A 16,215-nucleotide genomic window follows, 5' to 3' on the forward strand; every position below is an offset into this window, starting at 1 on the left:
CTCCCGCCTACGCTGCCTGCTCATCGCCGGCGGACTCACCCCATAACCCCACACTCAGGTCGGAAGAGCCAGTAACAGGCGATGCCGCTGTAGAGGCCGCCGTAGAGGTCGCTGAACTCCGTTCGCGCTAACTGCTTCTCGTCGAGGTGGAGGATGGTGTCGCGGGTTGGTTGGCCCGGGGCGGCGATGTCGGTGAGCCGGTCGACTCGCCAGACCGTCGTGGGCTGCTCGCCGATGAAGGTGGCCGTGAAGGTGGCGAACCTCGTCGGTTCATGGAAGGCCATCCATTCCCCGGTGAGGACGCGTTCGTCACGAGCGGCGTTCCTGATGAAGTAGCGAAGGTCGTAGCTCTTGCACCGCCTCATGGGCTGGGCGGGCCAGAACTGAAGTTGCTGTCCGTCCTCGTAGTGAGTCGCCCCGGGTGTGGTGGAGGGTCTGATCTGCCGAGAGGATGCAGACATGCCCGCTCCGAGGAAGTATCCCGATGAGATTCGTGACAGGTCGGTCCGGTTGGTGCGTGACCGGCTGGCTGATGTGCCTGGCATGACCGTGACGAGGGCGTGTCGGGACGTGGGTGAGCAGCTGGGGATCAAGGGCGACACGCTACGGAACTGGGTGACAGCGGCCCGCGTCGATGACGGTGAGCTGCCTGGAACCACGAGCGTTGACGCGGCAAGGATCGCCGAGCTGGAGAAGGAGAACCGCGACCTGCGGCGCGCGAATCTCATTCTTCGCCAGGCGAGTGCGTATTTTGCCCAGGCGGAGCTCGACCGCCGCTGAGTGACGTCGACGCCTTCGTCGACGCCCACCGTGACGAGCACGGGGTCGAGCCGATCTGCTCCACGTTGGCCGAGGCCGGCTACCAGATCGCCCCCAGCTCGTACTACGCCCGCAAGTCCCGTAAGCCGTGCGCGCGGGCTGTCTCGGACGCGGTGTGGGACGCACGGATCACCACGATCCACGCCACCAACCGCGGCCTGTACGGGGTCAGGAAGGTGTGGAAGGCGCTGGCGCGTGCCTATCCCGACGAGCACATCGCCCGCTGCACCGTCGAGCGACGCATGCGTGCTCTGGGACTGGCAGGGGTCTCGAACAAGCGGACCCCCACCACCACGCGCCGCCCGAGCAAGACGGTCGCGTTCCCGGCCGACAGGCTCGAGCGGGACTTCACCGCGCCCGCGCCGGACCGTCGCTGGGTCGCCGACATCACCTATGTGGCGACGTGGTCGGGGTTCGTGTACGTCGCGTTCGTCACCGACCTGTACTCGCGGCGGATCGTGGGCTGGCGGGTCGCGAACCACCTGCGAACCGACCTGGCGTTGGACGCCCTAGAGCAGGCCATCTGGTCACGTAGGCAGGACGGCGAGGCCACCCTCGACGCGCTTGTGCACCACAGCGACCACGGCGTCCAGTACTGCGCGATTGCCTACACCGAGCGCCTCGAGCAGGCCGGGATCGAGGCGTCGGTCGGGTCAGTGGGCGACTCGTTCGACAATGCCGCAGCCGAAGCGGTCAATCGGCTCTACAAGAAGGAGCTCATCTGGCGAGAAGGCCCCTGGTCCGGCGTCGAGGCCGTCGAGGCCGTCGAGGCCGCGACCCTGTCCTGGGTCCACTGGTACAACCACGAACGCCTGCACAGCCACTGCGACCACACCCCACCCGCCGAGTACGAAGCCACCTACTACGCTGCACTCAACCGTGCCCCGGCACCCGCCGGCACGGCATAACCCGCCCTCCACGAAATCCGGGGCGACTCACTCCCGTAAAGATCAAGACCCTCCACCAAACCCGGGGCGGTTCAGAGAGCCACCACAACGGCGACCGGGTCCGCAAGCACAACCACTACCTCAAGAACTCGATGTGGTGCGGACAGTGCGGCGAGCGGATGCTCGTCACGAACTCCAAGTCAGCCAGCGGAGACATCTACCCCTACTTCTTCTGCGCCGGACGGCACTCCAAGCGCACCACCTGCACCCAGCGCTCAGTGCTGATCTACGAGATCGAACGCAAGGTGAAGGACCTCTACCTGCAGATCCAGATCGACGCGACGTTCCGCGCCCACGTCGAGGCCCAGATGCGTGCCGAACTGGCCGACGCCCGCAGCGAGGTGGAGCGGCTCCGCGTGTCGCTCAAGAAGAAGCAGGAGCAGTTGACCCGGGAGCGCGGCAAGCTCATGGAAGCCCACTACGCGGGCGCGATCCCGGTCGACCTCCTCGGGCAAGAACAAGACCGGATCAGCAAAGGCCTCGCGAGTATCCAGACCGAACTCGATGCCACCAACGAGAAGTGGGAGGTCATCGAGCGCAACCTGGGACGGGCGCTCGACCTCGCGACCGACTGCCACGCCGCTTACACCAGCGCACCTGAGCACATCCGGCGGCTGTTCAACCAAGCCTTCTTCGAGAAGATCCTGATCCTGCCCGACGACAACGACCGCGTTGGAGTGCGACTCGAAGCCGAACTCGCAGAACCGTTCGACACCCTGCTCACCAAAGCGAAGAGGTCCGCTGGCGATGCCAGCGGACCTCTTCGTCAATCTTCAAACCACTCATCGGCGCTGACTCAATCCATTTGTTTGAGTAAGGACACCGTGGTGGAGCTGAGGGGACTCGAACCCCTGACCCCCTCCATGCCATGGAGGTGCGCTACCAGCTGCGCTACAGCCCCTCACGGGACGGATCCCGTGCGTTGTCGTGACGGACCGTGGCCCGCTGCGACTGGATTACTTTAGCCAGAGTTCATCGCTGCGACCAAATCGGCGTGTGCCGTGCCGGTCGCCCGGCCTCAGCGCTCCGTCGGCCAGGAGGCGCCCTCGTCGGCGTCGGGGGCGCCGAGGTTCCAGGTCTCGATGCGCCAGGCGCCCGAGGGCATCTGCGCGAGCTCGGCCCAGTGGCAGTTGCGAAGACCGCCGAGGACGAGCCAGGCCTGCTTCTGCGGAAGGCCGACGAGCTCGGCGGCGAGGGCGCGTGCGGCGACCCCGTGCGAGACGACCACGGCGAGGCCGTCCTGCGGCATACGGCCCACCAGGTCGAGCGCACCGGCCAGGGCGCGCGTCGCCACGTCGGCCACCGACTCCCCGTGCCCGCCGCGCTTGAAGTCCTCGCCGGTCAGCATGCGCTCGGCGTCGGCGGGATACTCCGCGCGCACCTCGGCGCCCGAGCGGCCCTGCCACTCCCCCGCATGGATCTCGCGGAAGCGCTCGTCGCGCTGCACCTCGACGCCCAGCAGGCCCCCGAGCGCGTCGGCGGTCGCCGCGGCACGCAGCAGGTCGGAGCTGACGATCACGTCAGGACGACGAGCCGCGAGGTGCGGGGCGGCCGCAGTCGCCTGCGCCAGCCCGGTCTCGGACAGCGCGATGTCGAGCTGCCCCTGCCAGATGCCGGCGGCGTTGTGCGCGGTCTCGCCGTGCCGCCACAGGATCAGTCGCTTGCGCATGGGGGTCAGTCGCGCAGACCCGGCCACCCGGTCGTGCGGGCGGGCGCGTCGGCATACGGGTCGTCCTCGTCCTGGCGACCGGTGGGGTCCGGCAGGTCCAGGTCCACCGTCGGGCAGTCCTTCCAGAGCCGCTCGAGGCCGTAGAACTCGCGCTCGTCGCTGTGCTGGACGTGCACGACGATGTCGACGAAGTCGATGAGGACCCAGCGACCGTCCTTCTCGCCCTCGCGACGCACGGGCTTGGCGCCGAGGTCGCGCAGGCGGTCCTCCACCTCGTCCACGATGGCCCGGACCTGGCGGTCGTTGGGCGCGGACGCGAGGACGAAGATGTCGGTCAGGGCGAGCTGGTCGCTGACGTCGAGCGCGGTGATGTCGCGGGCTCGCTTGTCGTCCGCCGCGAGGGCGGCGGCCTTGGCGAGCTCGATGGCACGCGGGGTGGCGGTCACGCAGGATCCTTTGGGGTGGTGGTCGATGACGGCGCGGGCGCCGGCGAGGTGGGGTTGTCCTGTGCTGGGTCGGTGGCGACGAGGCCACCGTTGACGGTGACGCCCGACAGCGCCGGGTCGGTCGAGACGACGGGCGCGGACGCGGCATACAGCCGATATTTGTTGATGTGCTGCACGACGCCGTCGGGCACGAGGTACCAGACCGGCTTGCCCTCGGCGACGCGCTCACGGCAGTCGGTGGAGCTGATCGCCATGGCCGGCACCTCGGTGAGGGTCACGCCGTCGGCGGGCAGCCCGGACTCCGACAGGTGATATCCGGGGCGCGTGACGCCGATGAAGTGCGCCAGGCCCCACAGCTCGTCGACGTCCTTCCACGACAGGATCCGGGACAAGGCGTCGGCGCCGGTGATGAAGAACAGCTCCGCGTCGGGGTTGAGCCGGCGCAGGTCTCGCAGGGTGTCGATGGTGTAGGTCGGGCCGTCCCGGTCGATGTCGACCCGCGACACCGAGAAGCGTGGGTTGGAGGCCGTCGCGATCACCGTCATCAGGTAGCGGTGCTCGCCCGGCGACACGCTCGCGGCGGCCTTCTGCCACGGCTGCCCGGTCGGCACGAAGACGACCTCGTCGAGGTCGAACAGTGCCTGGACCTCGCTCGCCGCGACCAGGTGACCGTGGTGGATGGGGTCGAAGGTCCCACCCATCACGCCGATCCGCTGTCTCAGTGCCCGCTCCCGGGCGCGCTGTGCGAGCCGTGCGACGCGTCGTTGGCGCCCTGGGCCGGGGCCAGCTTGGCGGCGGTGTTGCGGAACGCGAACGTGATCGCCAGCAGCGTCATGAACGCGGCGAGCGCGATGACCCCGAACCAGAAGTCGGCGAACGGCAGCGTCATCGCGTGCTCGGAGTGGTGCTCGCCCTCGGCGAGGATCAAGGCGGCAGAAGTCATGCGGTCATGCTACCTGCTCGGTGCGGGGCCGCCCCCGATGTCGCTGTCGGGGGTGTAACGGCACAGCCGACGCACAGCACCCCCTGCGGCCATTGCTAACGTCGCGGACCTAGGCTGGCACGCATGGTCCCTGAGCTGTCCGTCGTCATCCCCATGTACAACGAGGAGCAGGTGCTCCCGCTGCTGGTGCAGCGGCTGCGCCCGGTGCTCGACGGTCTCGGGACGAGCTACGAGGTCGTCGCGGTCGACGACGGCTCCAAGGACCAGACCGCCGTGCTGCTGCAGCGCTACCGCCGCGAGTGGGAGCAGCTGCGCGTGGTGCGGCTGCGCGCGAACTCCGGCCACCAGGCAGCGATCTCGGCCGGCCTGGTGTCCGCGCACGGCGACTTCGTCGTCACCTTGGACGCCGACCTGCAGGACCCGCCCGAGACGATCGCCGACATGCTGCGCGCGGCCCACGAGGAGGGCGTCGACGTGGTCTACGGCGTCCGCTCGGACCGTTCCACCGATTCCTTCTTCAAGCGCGAGACCGCCAAGGCCTTCTACTCCGTCCACTCCCGCCTGACCGGGATGGAGACCGCGGGCAACGCGGGCGACTTCCGCCTCATGTCGCGGGCCACCGTCGACGCGGTCAACGCCCTGCCCGAGCACGGACGGGTGCTGCGCTTCGTCGTCCCCGCGCTGAACTTCCCGTCAGCGAGCGTGTCCTACAAGCGCGAGGAGCGGGCGGCCGGCGAGTCGAAGTACCCCTTCATGAAGATGGTGATGCTGTCGGTCGACTCGATCATCGGCTTCAGCCTCAAGCCGCTGCGGCTGGCCACGTGGTTAGGCTTCGGGGGCTTCATCGCCTCGCTGCTCCTGATCGCGTATGCCGTGATCGGCCGCTTCACGGGCCATGCCATCGCCGGCTGGGCCTCGACCGTGGGCATGATCGCGCTCGTGGGCGGCCTGCAGCTGCTCTGCCTCGGCATCCTCGGCGAGTACCTCGGCCGCATGTACCAGCAGCTCCAGGAGCGACCCAACTACTTCATCGCCTACGACTCCGCGCGGGACCGTGACGACCACCGGTTCGCCATACCGCGCAGTGCTCGTATGGCGACCGGCCAGCCCGCCGGCGCCACGGCGGCACGGCCCGCGGTCACCCTGCAGGCAGGGTCCGTGGAGGCCGGGGCGGGCCCGCGAGTTGCCGACCCGACGCCGCGGGGGACAGACACGAGCGAAGGCACCCTGGACGCCCACGGCCTGGCGGGCGAACCCATCGACCGCTGACCTACCGGGGGTAGGGGCATCGACCGGGCTTCGTCCCCCAGGCTGATGATCCCGCCGGGGGTAGGGGCAATCAGCCGGGCTTCGTCCCCCAGGCTGATGATCCCGCCGGGGGTAGGGGCATCAGCGCCGACGCGCGACGACGAACTCGCTGACCCCCGGCAAGTCCTTGACCGGCAGGTAACGCTCCACGGTGATGACCGCCCGCAGCGCCGCGTTGACCGCCCAGTGGGTGTCCTGCAGGTCGCTGCCCTGGCTCGTGCGGCGGCGCATCGACACGACCGGCCGCAGCAGGACGTTCCAGGCGAAGCGTCGCTGGATCTCGAAACCGTTGCGCTGCAGCAGGTCCAGGATCTCGGCACGGTGATAGCGCCGCACGTGACCCACCGCGACGTCGTGGTCGGACCAGAGCTTGGGGTCGACGGGCACGGCCACGAGGAACGGGGCGCCCGGCTTGAGCACCCGGTGCACCTCTTGCACGCAGGCGCCGTGCTCCACCAGGTGCTCGAGCAGGTCGAAGGCCATGACCAGGTCCAGCGAGCCGGTCTGCACCGGCAGGTTCGTCGCGTCAGCCCGCATCACCGGCACCGAGCGCTCGTCAGCAGCCAGCGCGCCGTCCTGGGTGTACTCCAGCGCCACGGCCTGCCACCCGTGCTCGATCAGCACGCGGGTGTTGCCTCCCCCGGCGGCCCCGATGTCCAGGGCCCGGCCGGGCGTCATACCGGAGATGAGGCGAGCGAGGATGTGCCTCCGCTCGCGGTACCACCAGTGCGCGTCCTCCAGCCTGGCCAGCTTGCGGACCTCGTGACCCTCCACGTACGGCACGTCCTCTCATCGTCGAATGGCACCAACCTAGAGGAACGTTGGCGCCCAGGCGTGCAGATCGCGCCGTCAGACGCGGACCTGTCCGTCGCCCTCCACTACCCACTTGGTGCTCGTCAGCTCCTCGAGGGCCATCGGGCCGCGGGCGTGGAGCTTCTGGGTGGAGATGCCGATCTCGGCGCCGAAGCCCAGCTCAGCGCCGTCGGTGAACCTCGTGCTGGCGTTGACCATGACCGCGGCCGAGTCCACCTCGTCGACGAATCTCCGTGCCGCAGAGCGGTCGTCGGTGACGATCGCATCCGTGTGACCGCTCGACCAGCGGCGCACGTGCTCGATCGCCTCCTCGAGGGAGGGCACGACGCGGACCGACATGTCCAACGAGAGGTACTCCACCGCCCAGTCCTCGTCGGTCGCCTCCACCCAGCGCGCCCCCGCCTGCTCGGTCACGTCCTTGAGAGCCGGGTCGGCGTGGATGACGACGCCCTCCTGTCCAAGGGATCGCAGGATCCGGGGCAGGGCCTGGTCGGCGACGGCCTCGTGCACCAGCAGCGACTCGGCTGAGTTGCAGACGCTGGTGCGGTGGGTCTTGGAGTTGAGGGTGATGCGTTCCGCCATCTCTAGGTCGGCGCCGGCGTCGACATACACGTGGCAGTTGCCCACCCCCGTCTCGATCGTGGGGACGGTCGACTCGGTCACGACGGTCTGGATCAGACCCGCTCCCCCGCGCGGGATGAGGAGGTCGACCTCCCCGCGGGCGGTCATCAGGGCGCGCACGGCGTCGTGGCCGGGCGCGTCGAGCAGCTGGACGGCGTCGGGGTTGAGCCCGAGGGTGCGCAGGGTCTCGCGGAGGATCTCGACGAGGACGCGGTTGGTGTGCTCCGCCGCGCTGCCGCCGCGCAGGATGGCCGCGTTGCCGGACTTGAGCGCCAGGCCGGCGGCGTCGACGGTGACGTTGGGGCGCGCCTCGTAGATCATGCCCACGACACCCATCGGCACGCGAACCTGCCTGACCTGCAACCCGGTCGGCGTGGTGCTGCCGCGGACGACGTCGCCGACGGGGTCGGGCAGGCCGGCGACGTCGCGCAGGCCCTGGGCGGCCGCGGCGACCCGGGCTTCGGTGAGGGTGAGGCGGTCCAGCAGGTTGGCCCGGGTGCCCGCCGCGGACTCGCGCTCGACGTCGATGGTGTTGGCCTCGACGATGCGGTCGGTGGCGGCGACGAGCGCGTCGGCCATGGCGCGCAGCGCCTCGTCCTTGCGGCCACGCGGCAGCAGCGCCAGCTCGCGGGCAGCGGCGCGGGCACGGGCGGCGAGACCCGAGACGAGCTCGCGGGCACCGGGATCGATGGACATGGCGGGCTGGGCTGTCATGGCTCCATCAAACCGCACCGGCTCGTATGACGCCGCCGCCGTCTCGTCCAACCCGGGTCGATGCGCCTACCTGAGGTAGGTGCATCAGCCGGGGGAACGAAGGCCGGTCGATGCCTTTACCGGCGGCAGAGGCATCAGCCTGGGGAACGAAGGCCGGTCGATGCCTTTACCGGCGGCGGGTCAGAGGAGGGCGAGGTCGTCGCGGTGGATGACTTCGCGGCGGTACTGCTCCCCCAGCTCGTCGCCGAGATCGTGGGTGCTGCGGCCGAGCATCGCGGGCAGCTCGGACGACGCGTAGTTGACCAGCCCGCGCCCCACCACGCGCCCGTCCGGCGCGACCAGGTCGACCGCGTCGCCCTCGTCGAAGCTGCCGCTCACGCCCACGATCCCGGCCGGAAGCAACGAGCGGCGGTGGCTCACCACGGCGTCCACGGCCCCCGCGTCCAGCTCGAGCCGGCCCCGCGCCGTCGACGCGTGCCGCAGCCACAGCAGGCGGCCCCGCGGACGCACCTCCGGCGCCTCGAAGACCGTCCCCACGTCCTCGCCGCCCAGCGCCTCCGCCGCCAGGGCGGCCGACGTCACCAGCGCGGGGATGCCCGCACCCGTCGCGATGCGGGCGGCCTCGATCTTGGTCGTCATGCCGCCGGTGCCGACCTTGCTGCCGGAGCCACGGATGACGACGTCCGCCAAGTCTGCCTCGCCGCGCACCACCGGGATCCGGCGGGCGCCGGGGCGCGACGGCGGTCCGTCATACAGCGCGTCGACGTCGGAGAGCAGCACCAGGGCGTCGGCCTTGACCAGGTGCGCGACGAGGGCCGCGAGCCGGTCGTTGTCGCCGAAGCGGATCTCCTGCGTGGCGACGGAGTCGTTCTCGTTGACGACGGGCACGACGCCGAGGTGCAGCAGCCGCACCAGGGTGCGTCGCGCGTTGACGTAGTGCGAGCGCCGCGTCACGTCCATCTCGGTCAGCAGCACCTGCCCGACGCGGGCCCCGTGCCGCCCGAAACTCGTGGTGTAGGCCGCCATCAGGGCGCCCTGCCCCACCGCCGCGGCGGCCTGCTGGGTGGCCAGGTCGCGGGGGCGCTTGGGCAGCGCGAGCGGGTTGAGCCCGGCGGCGATGGCCCCCGACGAGACGAGCACGACCTGCGCGCCGTCGCGCCAGCGTCGGGCCAGCGCGTCCACCAGCCGGCCGATGGCCAGGTCGTCCAGGTCGCCGTCCCCGCCGGTCAGCGAGGACGATCCCACCTTGACGACGATCCGCCCGGCGCCGGCGATCCGCTCGCGGGTGCCGCCGCTCCCTGCGCTCTCGGCCACGGCAGGTCAGTCCTCGTCGCGCAGCGTCGCCCAGTGGCCCGAGCGTCGCTCGGCGTCCAGCTCGGCGGCGGTCTTGCGGCGGGCGGCCTTGAGGTCGGCGAGCTCGTCGCGCTTCTCGGCGCGGGTGGCCCGGCGGGCCCCCTCGGCCTGCTCGAGCCGCAGGTCGGTGCCGCGGCGGCCGAGCAGCTCGGCGCCGGCGGCCAGCGTCGGCTCCCAGTCGAAGACGACCGCGTCGTCCTCGGCGCCGATCACGACCGTGTCGCCGGCGACCGCGCCGACCTTGAACAGCTGCTCCTCGACACCCAGCCGGCCCAGCCGGTCGGCGAGGTAGCCGACGGCCTCGTCGTTGCTGAAGTCGGTCTGACGGACCCAGCGCGCGGGCCGGTCGCCGACGACGCGATAGATGACCCCGTCGGAGGTGTTCTCCTTGCGGACGACGAAGCCGGTGTCGTCGACGGCCTTGGGGCGTATGACGACGCGCCGGGTCTCGACCTGCTCCACCTCGGCGCGGGCCGCCTCGACGTGGCGCGCCAGGGCGTAGGTCAGCTCCTTGAGACCGGTGCGGGCCACCGCGGAGACGACATGCACCTCGAGGCCGCGAGCCTCCAGGTCGGGCTTGACGAACTCGGCGAGCTCCTCGGCCTCGGGGACGTCGGCCTTGTTGAGCACGACGATGCGGGTGCGCTCGGTCAGGGGCTTGCCACCGAGCGTCTCGTCGGGGACGTAGAGGCTGAGCTCGCGCTCGATCGCCTCGAGGTCGGACATCGGGTCGCGGTCGGGCTCGAGGGTGGCGCAGTCCACGACGTGCACCAGCACCGAGCAGCGCTCGACGTGGCGCAGGAACTCCAGGCCGAGGCCCTTGCCCTCGTGCGCCCCGGGGATCAGCCCGGGCACGTCGGCGACCGTGTAGCGCGCGGAGCCCGCCGTCACGACGCCGAGGTTGGGCACCAGCGTCGTGAACGGGTAGTCCGCGATCTTGGGGCGGGCGCTGGACAGGACGGAGACCAGCGAGGACTTGCCCGCGGAAGGGAAGCCGATCAGCGCGACGTCGGCGAGCGTCTTGAGCTCCAGCACGACGTCGTGCTCGTCGCCGGGCTCACCCAGCAGGGCGAAGCCGGGAGCCTTGCGCCGGGTGGACGCCAGCGCCTTGTTGCCCAGACCGCCGCGTCCGCCCTGGGCGACGACATACTCCCCGCCCATCTCGACGAGGTCGGCGAGCAGCCGGCCCTGCTTGTCCTTGACGACGGTGCCCTGCGGCACGCCCAGCACCAGGTCGTCGCCGTCGGCACCGTTGCGCTCGGCACCCTCGCCCGGCTTGCCGTTGCCGGCCTTGCGGTGCGGGGTGTGGTGGTAGTCCAGGAGCGTGGTCTTCTGCGGGTCGACCCGCAGCACGACCGATCCGCCGCGACCGCCGTTGCCGCCGTCGGGGCCACCGAGCGGCTTGAACTTCTCGCGGTGGACGGAGGCCACGCCGTGACCACCGTTGCCCGCCTGCACGTGCAGCGTCACCCGGTCGACGAAGCTCGCCATGTCCCTGGTCCTTCTCTCGTCAGCAGTGAAACCACGCGAGGGTGCAGGCTCGTGGCCTGCACCCTCGCGCAAACATGTGTGTGTGCTGAGCAGACGCTCAGCGGTGCGTCACTCGCCGGCGACGATGTTGACGACCTTGCGGCCGCGCTTGGTGCCGAACTCGACGGCACCGGCAGCGAGGGCGAACAGCGTGTCGTCCTTGCCGCGGCCGACGTTGGCGCCGGGGTGGAAGTGCGTGCCGCGCTGGCGGACGATGATCTCGCCGGCATTGACCTCCTGGCCGCCGAAGCGCTTGACGCCGAGGCGCTGAGCGTTCGAGTCGCGACCGTTCTTGGAGCTGGATGCACCCTTCTTGTGTGCCATGACTAAGCCTGCCTTCGTCGAATCGTGAGCTGGGGGTGCGAGGAGGCTCAGGCCTCGATCGCGGTGACCTTGATCTGGGTGGTCGGCTGACGGTGACCCTGGCGCTTGCGGTAGCCCGTCTTGTTCTTGTACTTCATGATCGTGATCTTGGGGCCCTTGGTCGCCTTGACGACCTCGGCCGTGACCTTGACCTGGGCAAGCTTGGCTGCGTCACTGGTGACGGTGGAGCCGTCAACGAGGAGCAGGGGCTGGAGCTGGATGGACTCGCCGGGCTTGTCGTTCACCTTGTCGATGATGAGGACGTCGCCCACGGAGACCTTCTCCTGGCGCCCGCCTGCGCGAACAATCGCGTACACGTTGCAGACTCGCTCTCTTGATGAGGATGTGAAACCGGTCGTCGCTTCGTGACCGGCCTCCGATCGCGCCTGGCACTTCGCCTGGGCAACGCGGGGGACGGTGGACGCACCGACGTATCAGACTACCGGGGCGGGGGTGCTGCGGCCAAATCCTGGCCTCGCTCCCCCGCCCCGGCGGTTCGTGCTGCTGGTCCCGCTGCCGACCCCGTCCGAGGGCCGTGGCCGGTCAGGCCTGCGTCGTCTCGGGGGCCTCGGTGCTCGGGGCCCCAGTGCTCTCTGTGTCGCCGGTGTCCTCCCCGCGGCCGACCGGCTCGTATGCCGAACCGCCCGTCTCGAGGGGCTTCGGCGGACCCGCGGGGGCGACCACGCGACCGCGGCGTCGCCGGGGGCGCTTCTCGGGCTCGGGCGTGGCCTCTGCCTCGGCGGGCGACTCGTGGGCCGCCTCGGGCAAGGACGTCGCTGCCGCGATCGCCTCGACCGGGGCGTCGACGTCGCCGACGACGCTGTCCGAGCCCCACCCGGCGCCGGAGGTGCCCGCCCCGGACCTGCCGGGGTCGGAGCTGCCGGTGCCGGAGGTGTCCTCGGGACCCCAGCCGAGGCCGGGGTGGTCGGTGCTCGCCGCGGCGTCGTCGGCGGCGTTGGCGGCCGACTCGGCGTCGGATCCGGGAGCGGCCTCGTCGCCGGCGTCGGGCTCCCCTGCCGGGGTGGCGGCGGGGCCGGCCTCGGCGGGGGTCGATGCCGGCACGGGTGCCGGAGCGGGCGCGCCAGCAGCGGCCTTGGAGGCGCGGCCCTTGCGGGCGGAGCGGCGGCCCCGGGCGGGGCGCTCCTCCTCAGGAGCGTCGGTGACGCCGGTGGCGTCGGAGGCGTCGGAGACGGCGCCGACCGGAGCGGCAGCCGCGTCCGGCTCGTCGCCCAGGACCGAGGCCATGGCGTCGTCGATCGCCCGCGCGACCTCGTCGGGCGAGGCCGGCTGCTCGTCGTCGACGACGGCCTTGGAGGCCGCCATCGCCGCTGCGTGTGCGGCCGCCGCGATCTGGGCCGGCGTCGGGCCGGAGTCCTCGGCCTTGGCCGCGTCGTCCCGTCCCCGTCCGTTGCCGTTGGACCCGTTGGACCCGCCGTTGCCGGACCCACCGTTGTTGGACCCGTTCGAGCCACCGTTGCCGGACCCGTTCGAGCCGTTGCTGGAGCCGCCGTTGCCGGATCCGTTGCCCCCATTGCCCTTGCGACCACGGCGTCCGCCCTGGTCGTGGGAGTGGTCGACACCGGACTCGGTGCCGGGCGCGACCGGCGTGGACGAGATGAGGATCCCGCGGCCGTTGCAGTGCTCGCACGTGGTGGAGAAGGACTCGATGAGCCCGGTCCCGACCCGCTTGCGGGTCATCTGGACCAGCCCGAGCGAGGTGACCTCGGCGACCTGGTGCTTGGTGCGGTCGCGACCCAGGCACTCGACCAGTCGACGCACGACCAGGTCGCGGTTGGACTCCAGCACCATGTCGATGAAGTCGACGACGATGATGCCGCCGATGTCGCGCAGCCGCAGCTGGCGCACGATCTCCTCGGCCGCCTCGATGTTGTTCTTGGTGACGGTCTCCTCGAGGTTGCCGCCCTGACCGACGAACTTGCCGGTGTTGACGTCGACCACGGTCATCGCCTCGGTGCGGTCGATGACCAGGGACCCGCCGGACGGCAGCCAGACCTTGCGATCCATCGCCTTGGCGAGCTGCTCGTCGACGCGGTGCTCGACGAAGACGTCCTTGTCACCGGTCCAGCGCGTGAGGCGCGGGGCGAGGTCGGGGGCCACGGACTCGACATACGAGCTCACGGTCTCCCAGACCTCGGGGCCGGACACGACCAGCGAGCTGAAGTCCTCGTTGAAGACGTCGCGGATCACCCGGACGGTGAGGTCCGGCTCGCCGTGGAGCAGCGCGGGGGCGTTGGTGCCGCGGGCGCCGGCCTTGGTCTGGATGTCGTCCCACATCGCGGTCAGGCGGGCAACGTCGGCGCGCAGCTCCTGCTCGCTGGCCCCCTCGGCGGCGGTGCGGACGATCACGCCGGCGTCGGCTGGCATGACGTCCTTGAGGATCCGCTTGAGGCGGGCCCGCTCGGTGTCGGGCAGCTTGCGGCTGATGCCGGTCATCGAGCTGCCGGGCACGAAGACCAGGTAGCGGCCGGGCAGCGAGATCTGCGAGGTCAGGCGGGCGCCCTTGTGACCCATCGGGTCCTTGGTCGCCTGGACCAGGACGGTCTGGCCGGACTTGAGGGCGTTCTCGATGCGGCGCGGCTGGCCGTTCTCCAGACCGGCGGCGTCCCAGTTGACCTCGCCGGCGTAGAGGACGGCGTTGCGGCCCTTGCCGATGTCGACGAAGGCGGCCTCCATCGACGGCAGGACGTTCTGCACGCGCCCGAGGTAGATGTTGCCCGCGATGCTGGTCGAGCTGGCCGACTGCTCCCGCGAGACGTAGTGCTCCACGAGGACGCCGTCCTCGAGCACCGCGATCTGGGTGCGGTCGCCGCTGTCACGGACGACCATCGTGCGCTCGACGCTCTCGCGGCGGGCGAGGAACTCGGCCTCGGTGATGATCGTGCGGCGACGCCCGGCCTCACGGCCCTCGCGACGGCGCTGCTTCTTGGCCTCCAGGCGGGTCGACCCCTTGATGCCCGTGGCGGACTCGGAGCGGCGCGACTCGCGGACCTTGGTCACGGTGCCGGGCGGGTCGTCGTCGCCACCGCCGGAGCCGGAGCGACGACGGCGGCGACGCCGACGCGAGGAGCTCGACGAGTCGTCGTCGTCCTCGCCCTGGTCGTCCCGGCCGTTGCGGGAGCTGCGGCCGTCATCGGAGTCGTCCGACTCGTCGTCGCCCTTGTCGTCGCTGCGGTCCTCGCCGTCGGAGTCCGCGCGTCCGCCGGAGCGACCACGGCCGCGGCGGCGGCGCGAGCGGCGGGATCCCCCGGACTGCTCGCCGTCGTCGCCCTGGTCGTCGGTGTCGTCTGCGTCGGTCGTGTCGGTCGTGTCGGTCGTGTTGGTCGTGTCGTCGTCGACCTGACGGTCGTCGCGGTCGCCGGTGCGACCGCGGCCCGCGTTGTCGGCGCTGTCGTCGTCGCCGTCGGCCTGCTCGTCAGAGGCGCCCCGGTCGTCGCCGCGGTCGTCGGAGCCCGAGCGACCGCGACGGCCCTTGCCGCCGCGACGGCGACGGCGCGGACCCTGGTCGTCGTCCTGCTCGTCCCGCTCGGCACGGTCGTCGTCGCCCTGAACACCACGCCCGCCCTGCACATCGGCGTCGTCCTGCAGGTCGCGGCCACGGGAGTCCCGGCCACGCAGGTCCCGCTCGTCCCGCGAGCGCGAGACGCGGCCACGAGGCCGGCCGTAGCCCGAGTCGTCGAGGTCGTCGGTGTCGTCCTGCGCACCCTGTGCGTCGTCGGACTCGTCGCGCTGGATGGTGGAGGGGTCGACGCTCGGCGAGGTGGCGCGCCGCGAGCGGCGGGCCACCGTGGGGTCCGGCGCCTGGAACAGCAGGCCGAACGGCGACACGGTCGGCTCGGCGGAGTCGTCGGCGGAGCGGACTGGCAGCTCGTTGATGAGGTCGTTGAGGTGGTCCTGGTCGAGCACGGCCAGGGCGATGTCGACGACCTCCTCGTCGCTGTCGTCGGCGTCCACGTCAGCCGCTGCGGCGGCGACCTCGGGGGCCTGCTCGACGGCGTCCGCCTGGGCGGCGGCGCGCTCGGCGGCGTGGTCCGGGACCCCGGAGGTGAGGCCGGGCGCGTCATACACGTCATCGTCGGCGTCGGTGCCGACGACGGACTCGGTGACGGAGGGGGCCGAGGCCTTCTTGGTGGCCCGGCGGGTGCGCTTGGCGGCCTTCTTGGCCGGCGCGGCAGCGGTGACGGCGTCGACGGCGGCGCGGGCGTCGCCCTCCTCGGCATCGGTGCCGGGGGTGCCGAGCAGGTCGTCGGCGTCGCTGATGCTGGGGCGGTGCGCCTGGCCGGCGACGTCGGCGGGCGCCTCGGCGCTGGCCTCGCTGGAGTCGTTGTCGCCGGAGTCGCTGTCGCTGGGGGCGGCGGCCGCGGCGGGCGCCTTCTTGGCGGCCTTGCGGGGCGCGCGCTTGGTGGCGGCGGCCTTGCGGGCGCGGGTGGCCTTCTTGGCGGGCGCCGCAGCCTCGGTGGTCTCAACAGACGCCGTGGTCTCGGTGGTCTCCGCAGACGCCGTGGTGTCGGCAGGCTCGGCGGTCTGCTCGGACGGCGAGGTCTCTGCGCCCTCGGTGGCCCCAGCGGCCTCGGCGGCGTTGTCGGCGGGGAAGGTGTCGTTGTCGGGTGCCATCGGAGGCGTTCCCTTCTCGACCACGAGGCCACGCCCACTGCCGGCGCGATGCGCCTC

At 71.2% G+C, this 16,215-nt stretch carries 15 protein-coding genes, 1 tRNA gene, 1 pseudogene and 1 other annotated feature; of the genes and pseudogenes, 3 read left to right on the top strand and 14 right to left on the bottom strand.

Features of this window, described 5'->3' with window-relative positions; all coding sequences use genetic code 11:
- Positions 1–35: 35 nt before the first annotated feature.
- A complete protein-coding gene (locus B4K29_RS08090) occupies positions 36–461 on the bottom strand; it encodes a hypothetical protein (RefSeq protein WP_286966992.1) in 426 nt (141 codons plus the stop codon).
- On the opposite strand from B4K29_RS08090, the gene B4K29_RS08095 reads away from it, so the two are divergent.
- Positions 460–1,727, top strand: a protein-coding gene (locus B4K29_RS08095) for an IS3 family transposase (protein ID WP_286966993.1) whose coding sequence is annotated in 2 segments (ribosomal slippage) — positions 460–751 and positions 751–1,727 — 1,269 coding nt in all. Because the reading frame shifts where the segments join, the coding sequence is not laid out codon by codon here. The two genes, B4K29_RS08090 and B4K29_RS08095, sit on opposite strands and share 2 nt — an antisense overlap.
- Positions 744–875, top strand: a sequence feature (AL1L pseudoknot). (Overlaps the previous gene by 132 nt.)
- Positions 1,728–1,885: 158 nt before the next feature.
- Positions 1,886–1,963 (top strand): annotated as a pseudogene (locus B4K29_RS18425) (hypothetical protein); the annotation flags it as partial.
- Between the two features lie 18 nt (positions 1,964–1,981).
- Here the strand turns inward: B4K29_RS18425 and B4K29_RS08100 are convergent.
- The 6 genes from B4K29_RS08100 to B4K29_RS08125 all read right to left on the bottom strand — a co-directional run bounded on the left by B4K29_RS08100 (position 1,982) and on the right by B4K29_RS08125 (position 4,824).
- Positions 1,982–2,536 (bottom strand): hypothetical protein, encoded by a 555-nt coding sequence (locus B4K29_RS08100; RefSeq protein ID WP_286966994.1) that lies wholly within the window; start codon positions 2,534–2,536, stop codon positions 1,982–1,984.
- Positions 2,537–2,591: 55 nt separating this feature from the next.
- A tRNA-Ala gene (locus tag B4K29_RS08105) sits at positions 2,592–2,667 on the bottom strand.
- 117 nt (positions 2,668–2,784) lie between these two features.
- The gene (locus B4K29_RS08110; protein ID WP_286959923.1) at positions 2,785–3,435 is read right to left on the bottom strand and encodes a histidine phosphatase family protein; all 651 of its coding nucleotides are present in this window, start codon (positions 3,433–3,435) and stop codon (positions 2,785–2,787) included.
- Between the two features lie 5 nt (positions 3,436–3,440).
- Positions 3,441–3,881: a ribosome silencing factor gene (gene rsfS, locus B4K29_RS08115; protein WP_019284291.1), complete on the bottom strand. Its 441-nt coding sequence runs from the start codon at positions 3,879–3,881 to the stop codon at positions 3,441–3,443.
- On the bottom strand, positions 3,878–4,582 hold the full coding sequence (gene nadD / locus B4K29_RS08120) for a nicotinate-nucleotide adenylyltransferase (RefSeq protein WP_019284290.1): 705 nt from the start codon (positions 4,580–4,582) through the stop codon (positions 3,878–3,880). The genes rsfS and nadD overlap by 4 nt, the downstream gene beginning before the upstream one ends.
- Before the next feature lie 17 nt (positions 4,583–4,599).
- A complete protein-coding gene (locus B4K29_RS08125) occupies positions 4,600–4,824 on the bottom strand; it encodes a hypothetical protein (protein WP_239262499.1) in 225 nt (74 codons plus the stop codon).
- Positions 4,825–4,947: 123 nt separating this feature from the next.
- Between B4K29_RS08125 and B4K29_RS08130 the strand changes: the two genes are divergently transcribed.
- Complete coding sequence (locus B4K29_RS08130; protein WP_286966996.1) at positions 4,948–6,093, top strand: glycosyltransferase family 2 protein; 1,146 nt, start codon at positions 4,948–4,950, stop codon at positions 6,091–6,093.
- A gap of 120 nt (positions 6,094–6,213) precedes the next feature.
- On the opposite strand, the gene B4K29_RS08135 is transcribed toward B4K29_RS08130, so the two are convergent.
- The 7 genes from B4K29_RS08135 to B4K29_RS08165 all read right to left on the bottom strand — a co-directional run bounded on the left by B4K29_RS08135 (position 6,214) and on the right by B4K29_RS08165 (position 16,158).
- Complete coding sequence (locus B4K29_RS08135; RefSeq protein ID WP_286966997.1) at positions 6,214–6,915, bottom strand: class I SAM-dependent methyltransferase; 702 nt, start codon at positions 6,913–6,915, stop codon at positions 6,214–6,216.
- A gap of 66 nt (positions 6,916–6,981) precedes the next feature.
- A complete protein-coding gene (locus B4K29_RS08140; RefSeq protein WP_286966999.1) occupies positions 6,982–8,280 on the bottom strand; it encodes a glutamate-5-semialdehyde dehydrogenase in 1,299 nt (432 codons plus the stop codon).
- A gap of 180 nt (positions 8,281–8,460) precedes the next feature.
- Positions 8,461–9,594 carry a glutamate 5-kinase gene (gene proB, locus B4K29_RS08145; RefSeq protein ID WP_286967001.1) on the bottom strand — a complete coding sequence of 378 codons (1,134 nt, stop codon included), beginning with the start codon at positions 9,592–9,594 and terminating at the stop codon, positions 8,461–8,463.
- A gap of 6 nt (positions 9,595–9,600) precedes the next feature.
- Complete coding sequence (gene obgE / locus B4K29_RS08150) at positions 9,601–11,124, bottom strand: GTPase ObgE (RefSeq protein WP_286959948.1); 1,524 nt, start codon at positions 11,122–11,124, stop codon at positions 9,601–9,603.
- A gap of 108 nt (positions 11,125–11,232) precedes the next feature.
- Entirely contained in the window at positions 11,233–11,487 is a 255-nt protein-coding gene (rpmA, locus tag B4K29_RS08155; RefSeq protein WP_019284283.1) for a 50S ribosomal protein L27, read from the bottom strand.
- A gap of 47 nt (positions 11,488–11,534) precedes the next feature.
- Positions 11,535–11,843 carry a 50S ribosomal protein L21 gene (gene rplU / locus B4K29_RS08160; protein WP_037210518.1) on the bottom strand — a complete coding sequence of 103 codons (309 nt, stop codon included), beginning with the start codon at positions 11,841–11,843 and terminating at the stop codon, positions 11,535–11,537.
- Positions 11,844–12,069: 226 nt separating this feature from the next.
- Complete coding sequence (locus B4K29_RS08165) at positions 12,070–16,158, bottom strand: Rne/Rng family ribonuclease (protein ID WP_286967002.1); 4,089 nt, start codon at positions 16,156–16,158, stop codon at positions 12,070–12,072.
- Positions 16,159–16,215 lie beyond the last annotated feature (57 nt).

The sequence above is a fragment of the Arsenicicoccus sp. UBA6765 genome (genome assembly GCF_002453335.1).
Taxonomy (GTDB): domain Bacteria; phylum Actinomycetota; class Actinomycetes; order Actinomycetales; family Dermatophilaceae; genus Arsenicicoccus; species Arsenicicoccus bolidensis.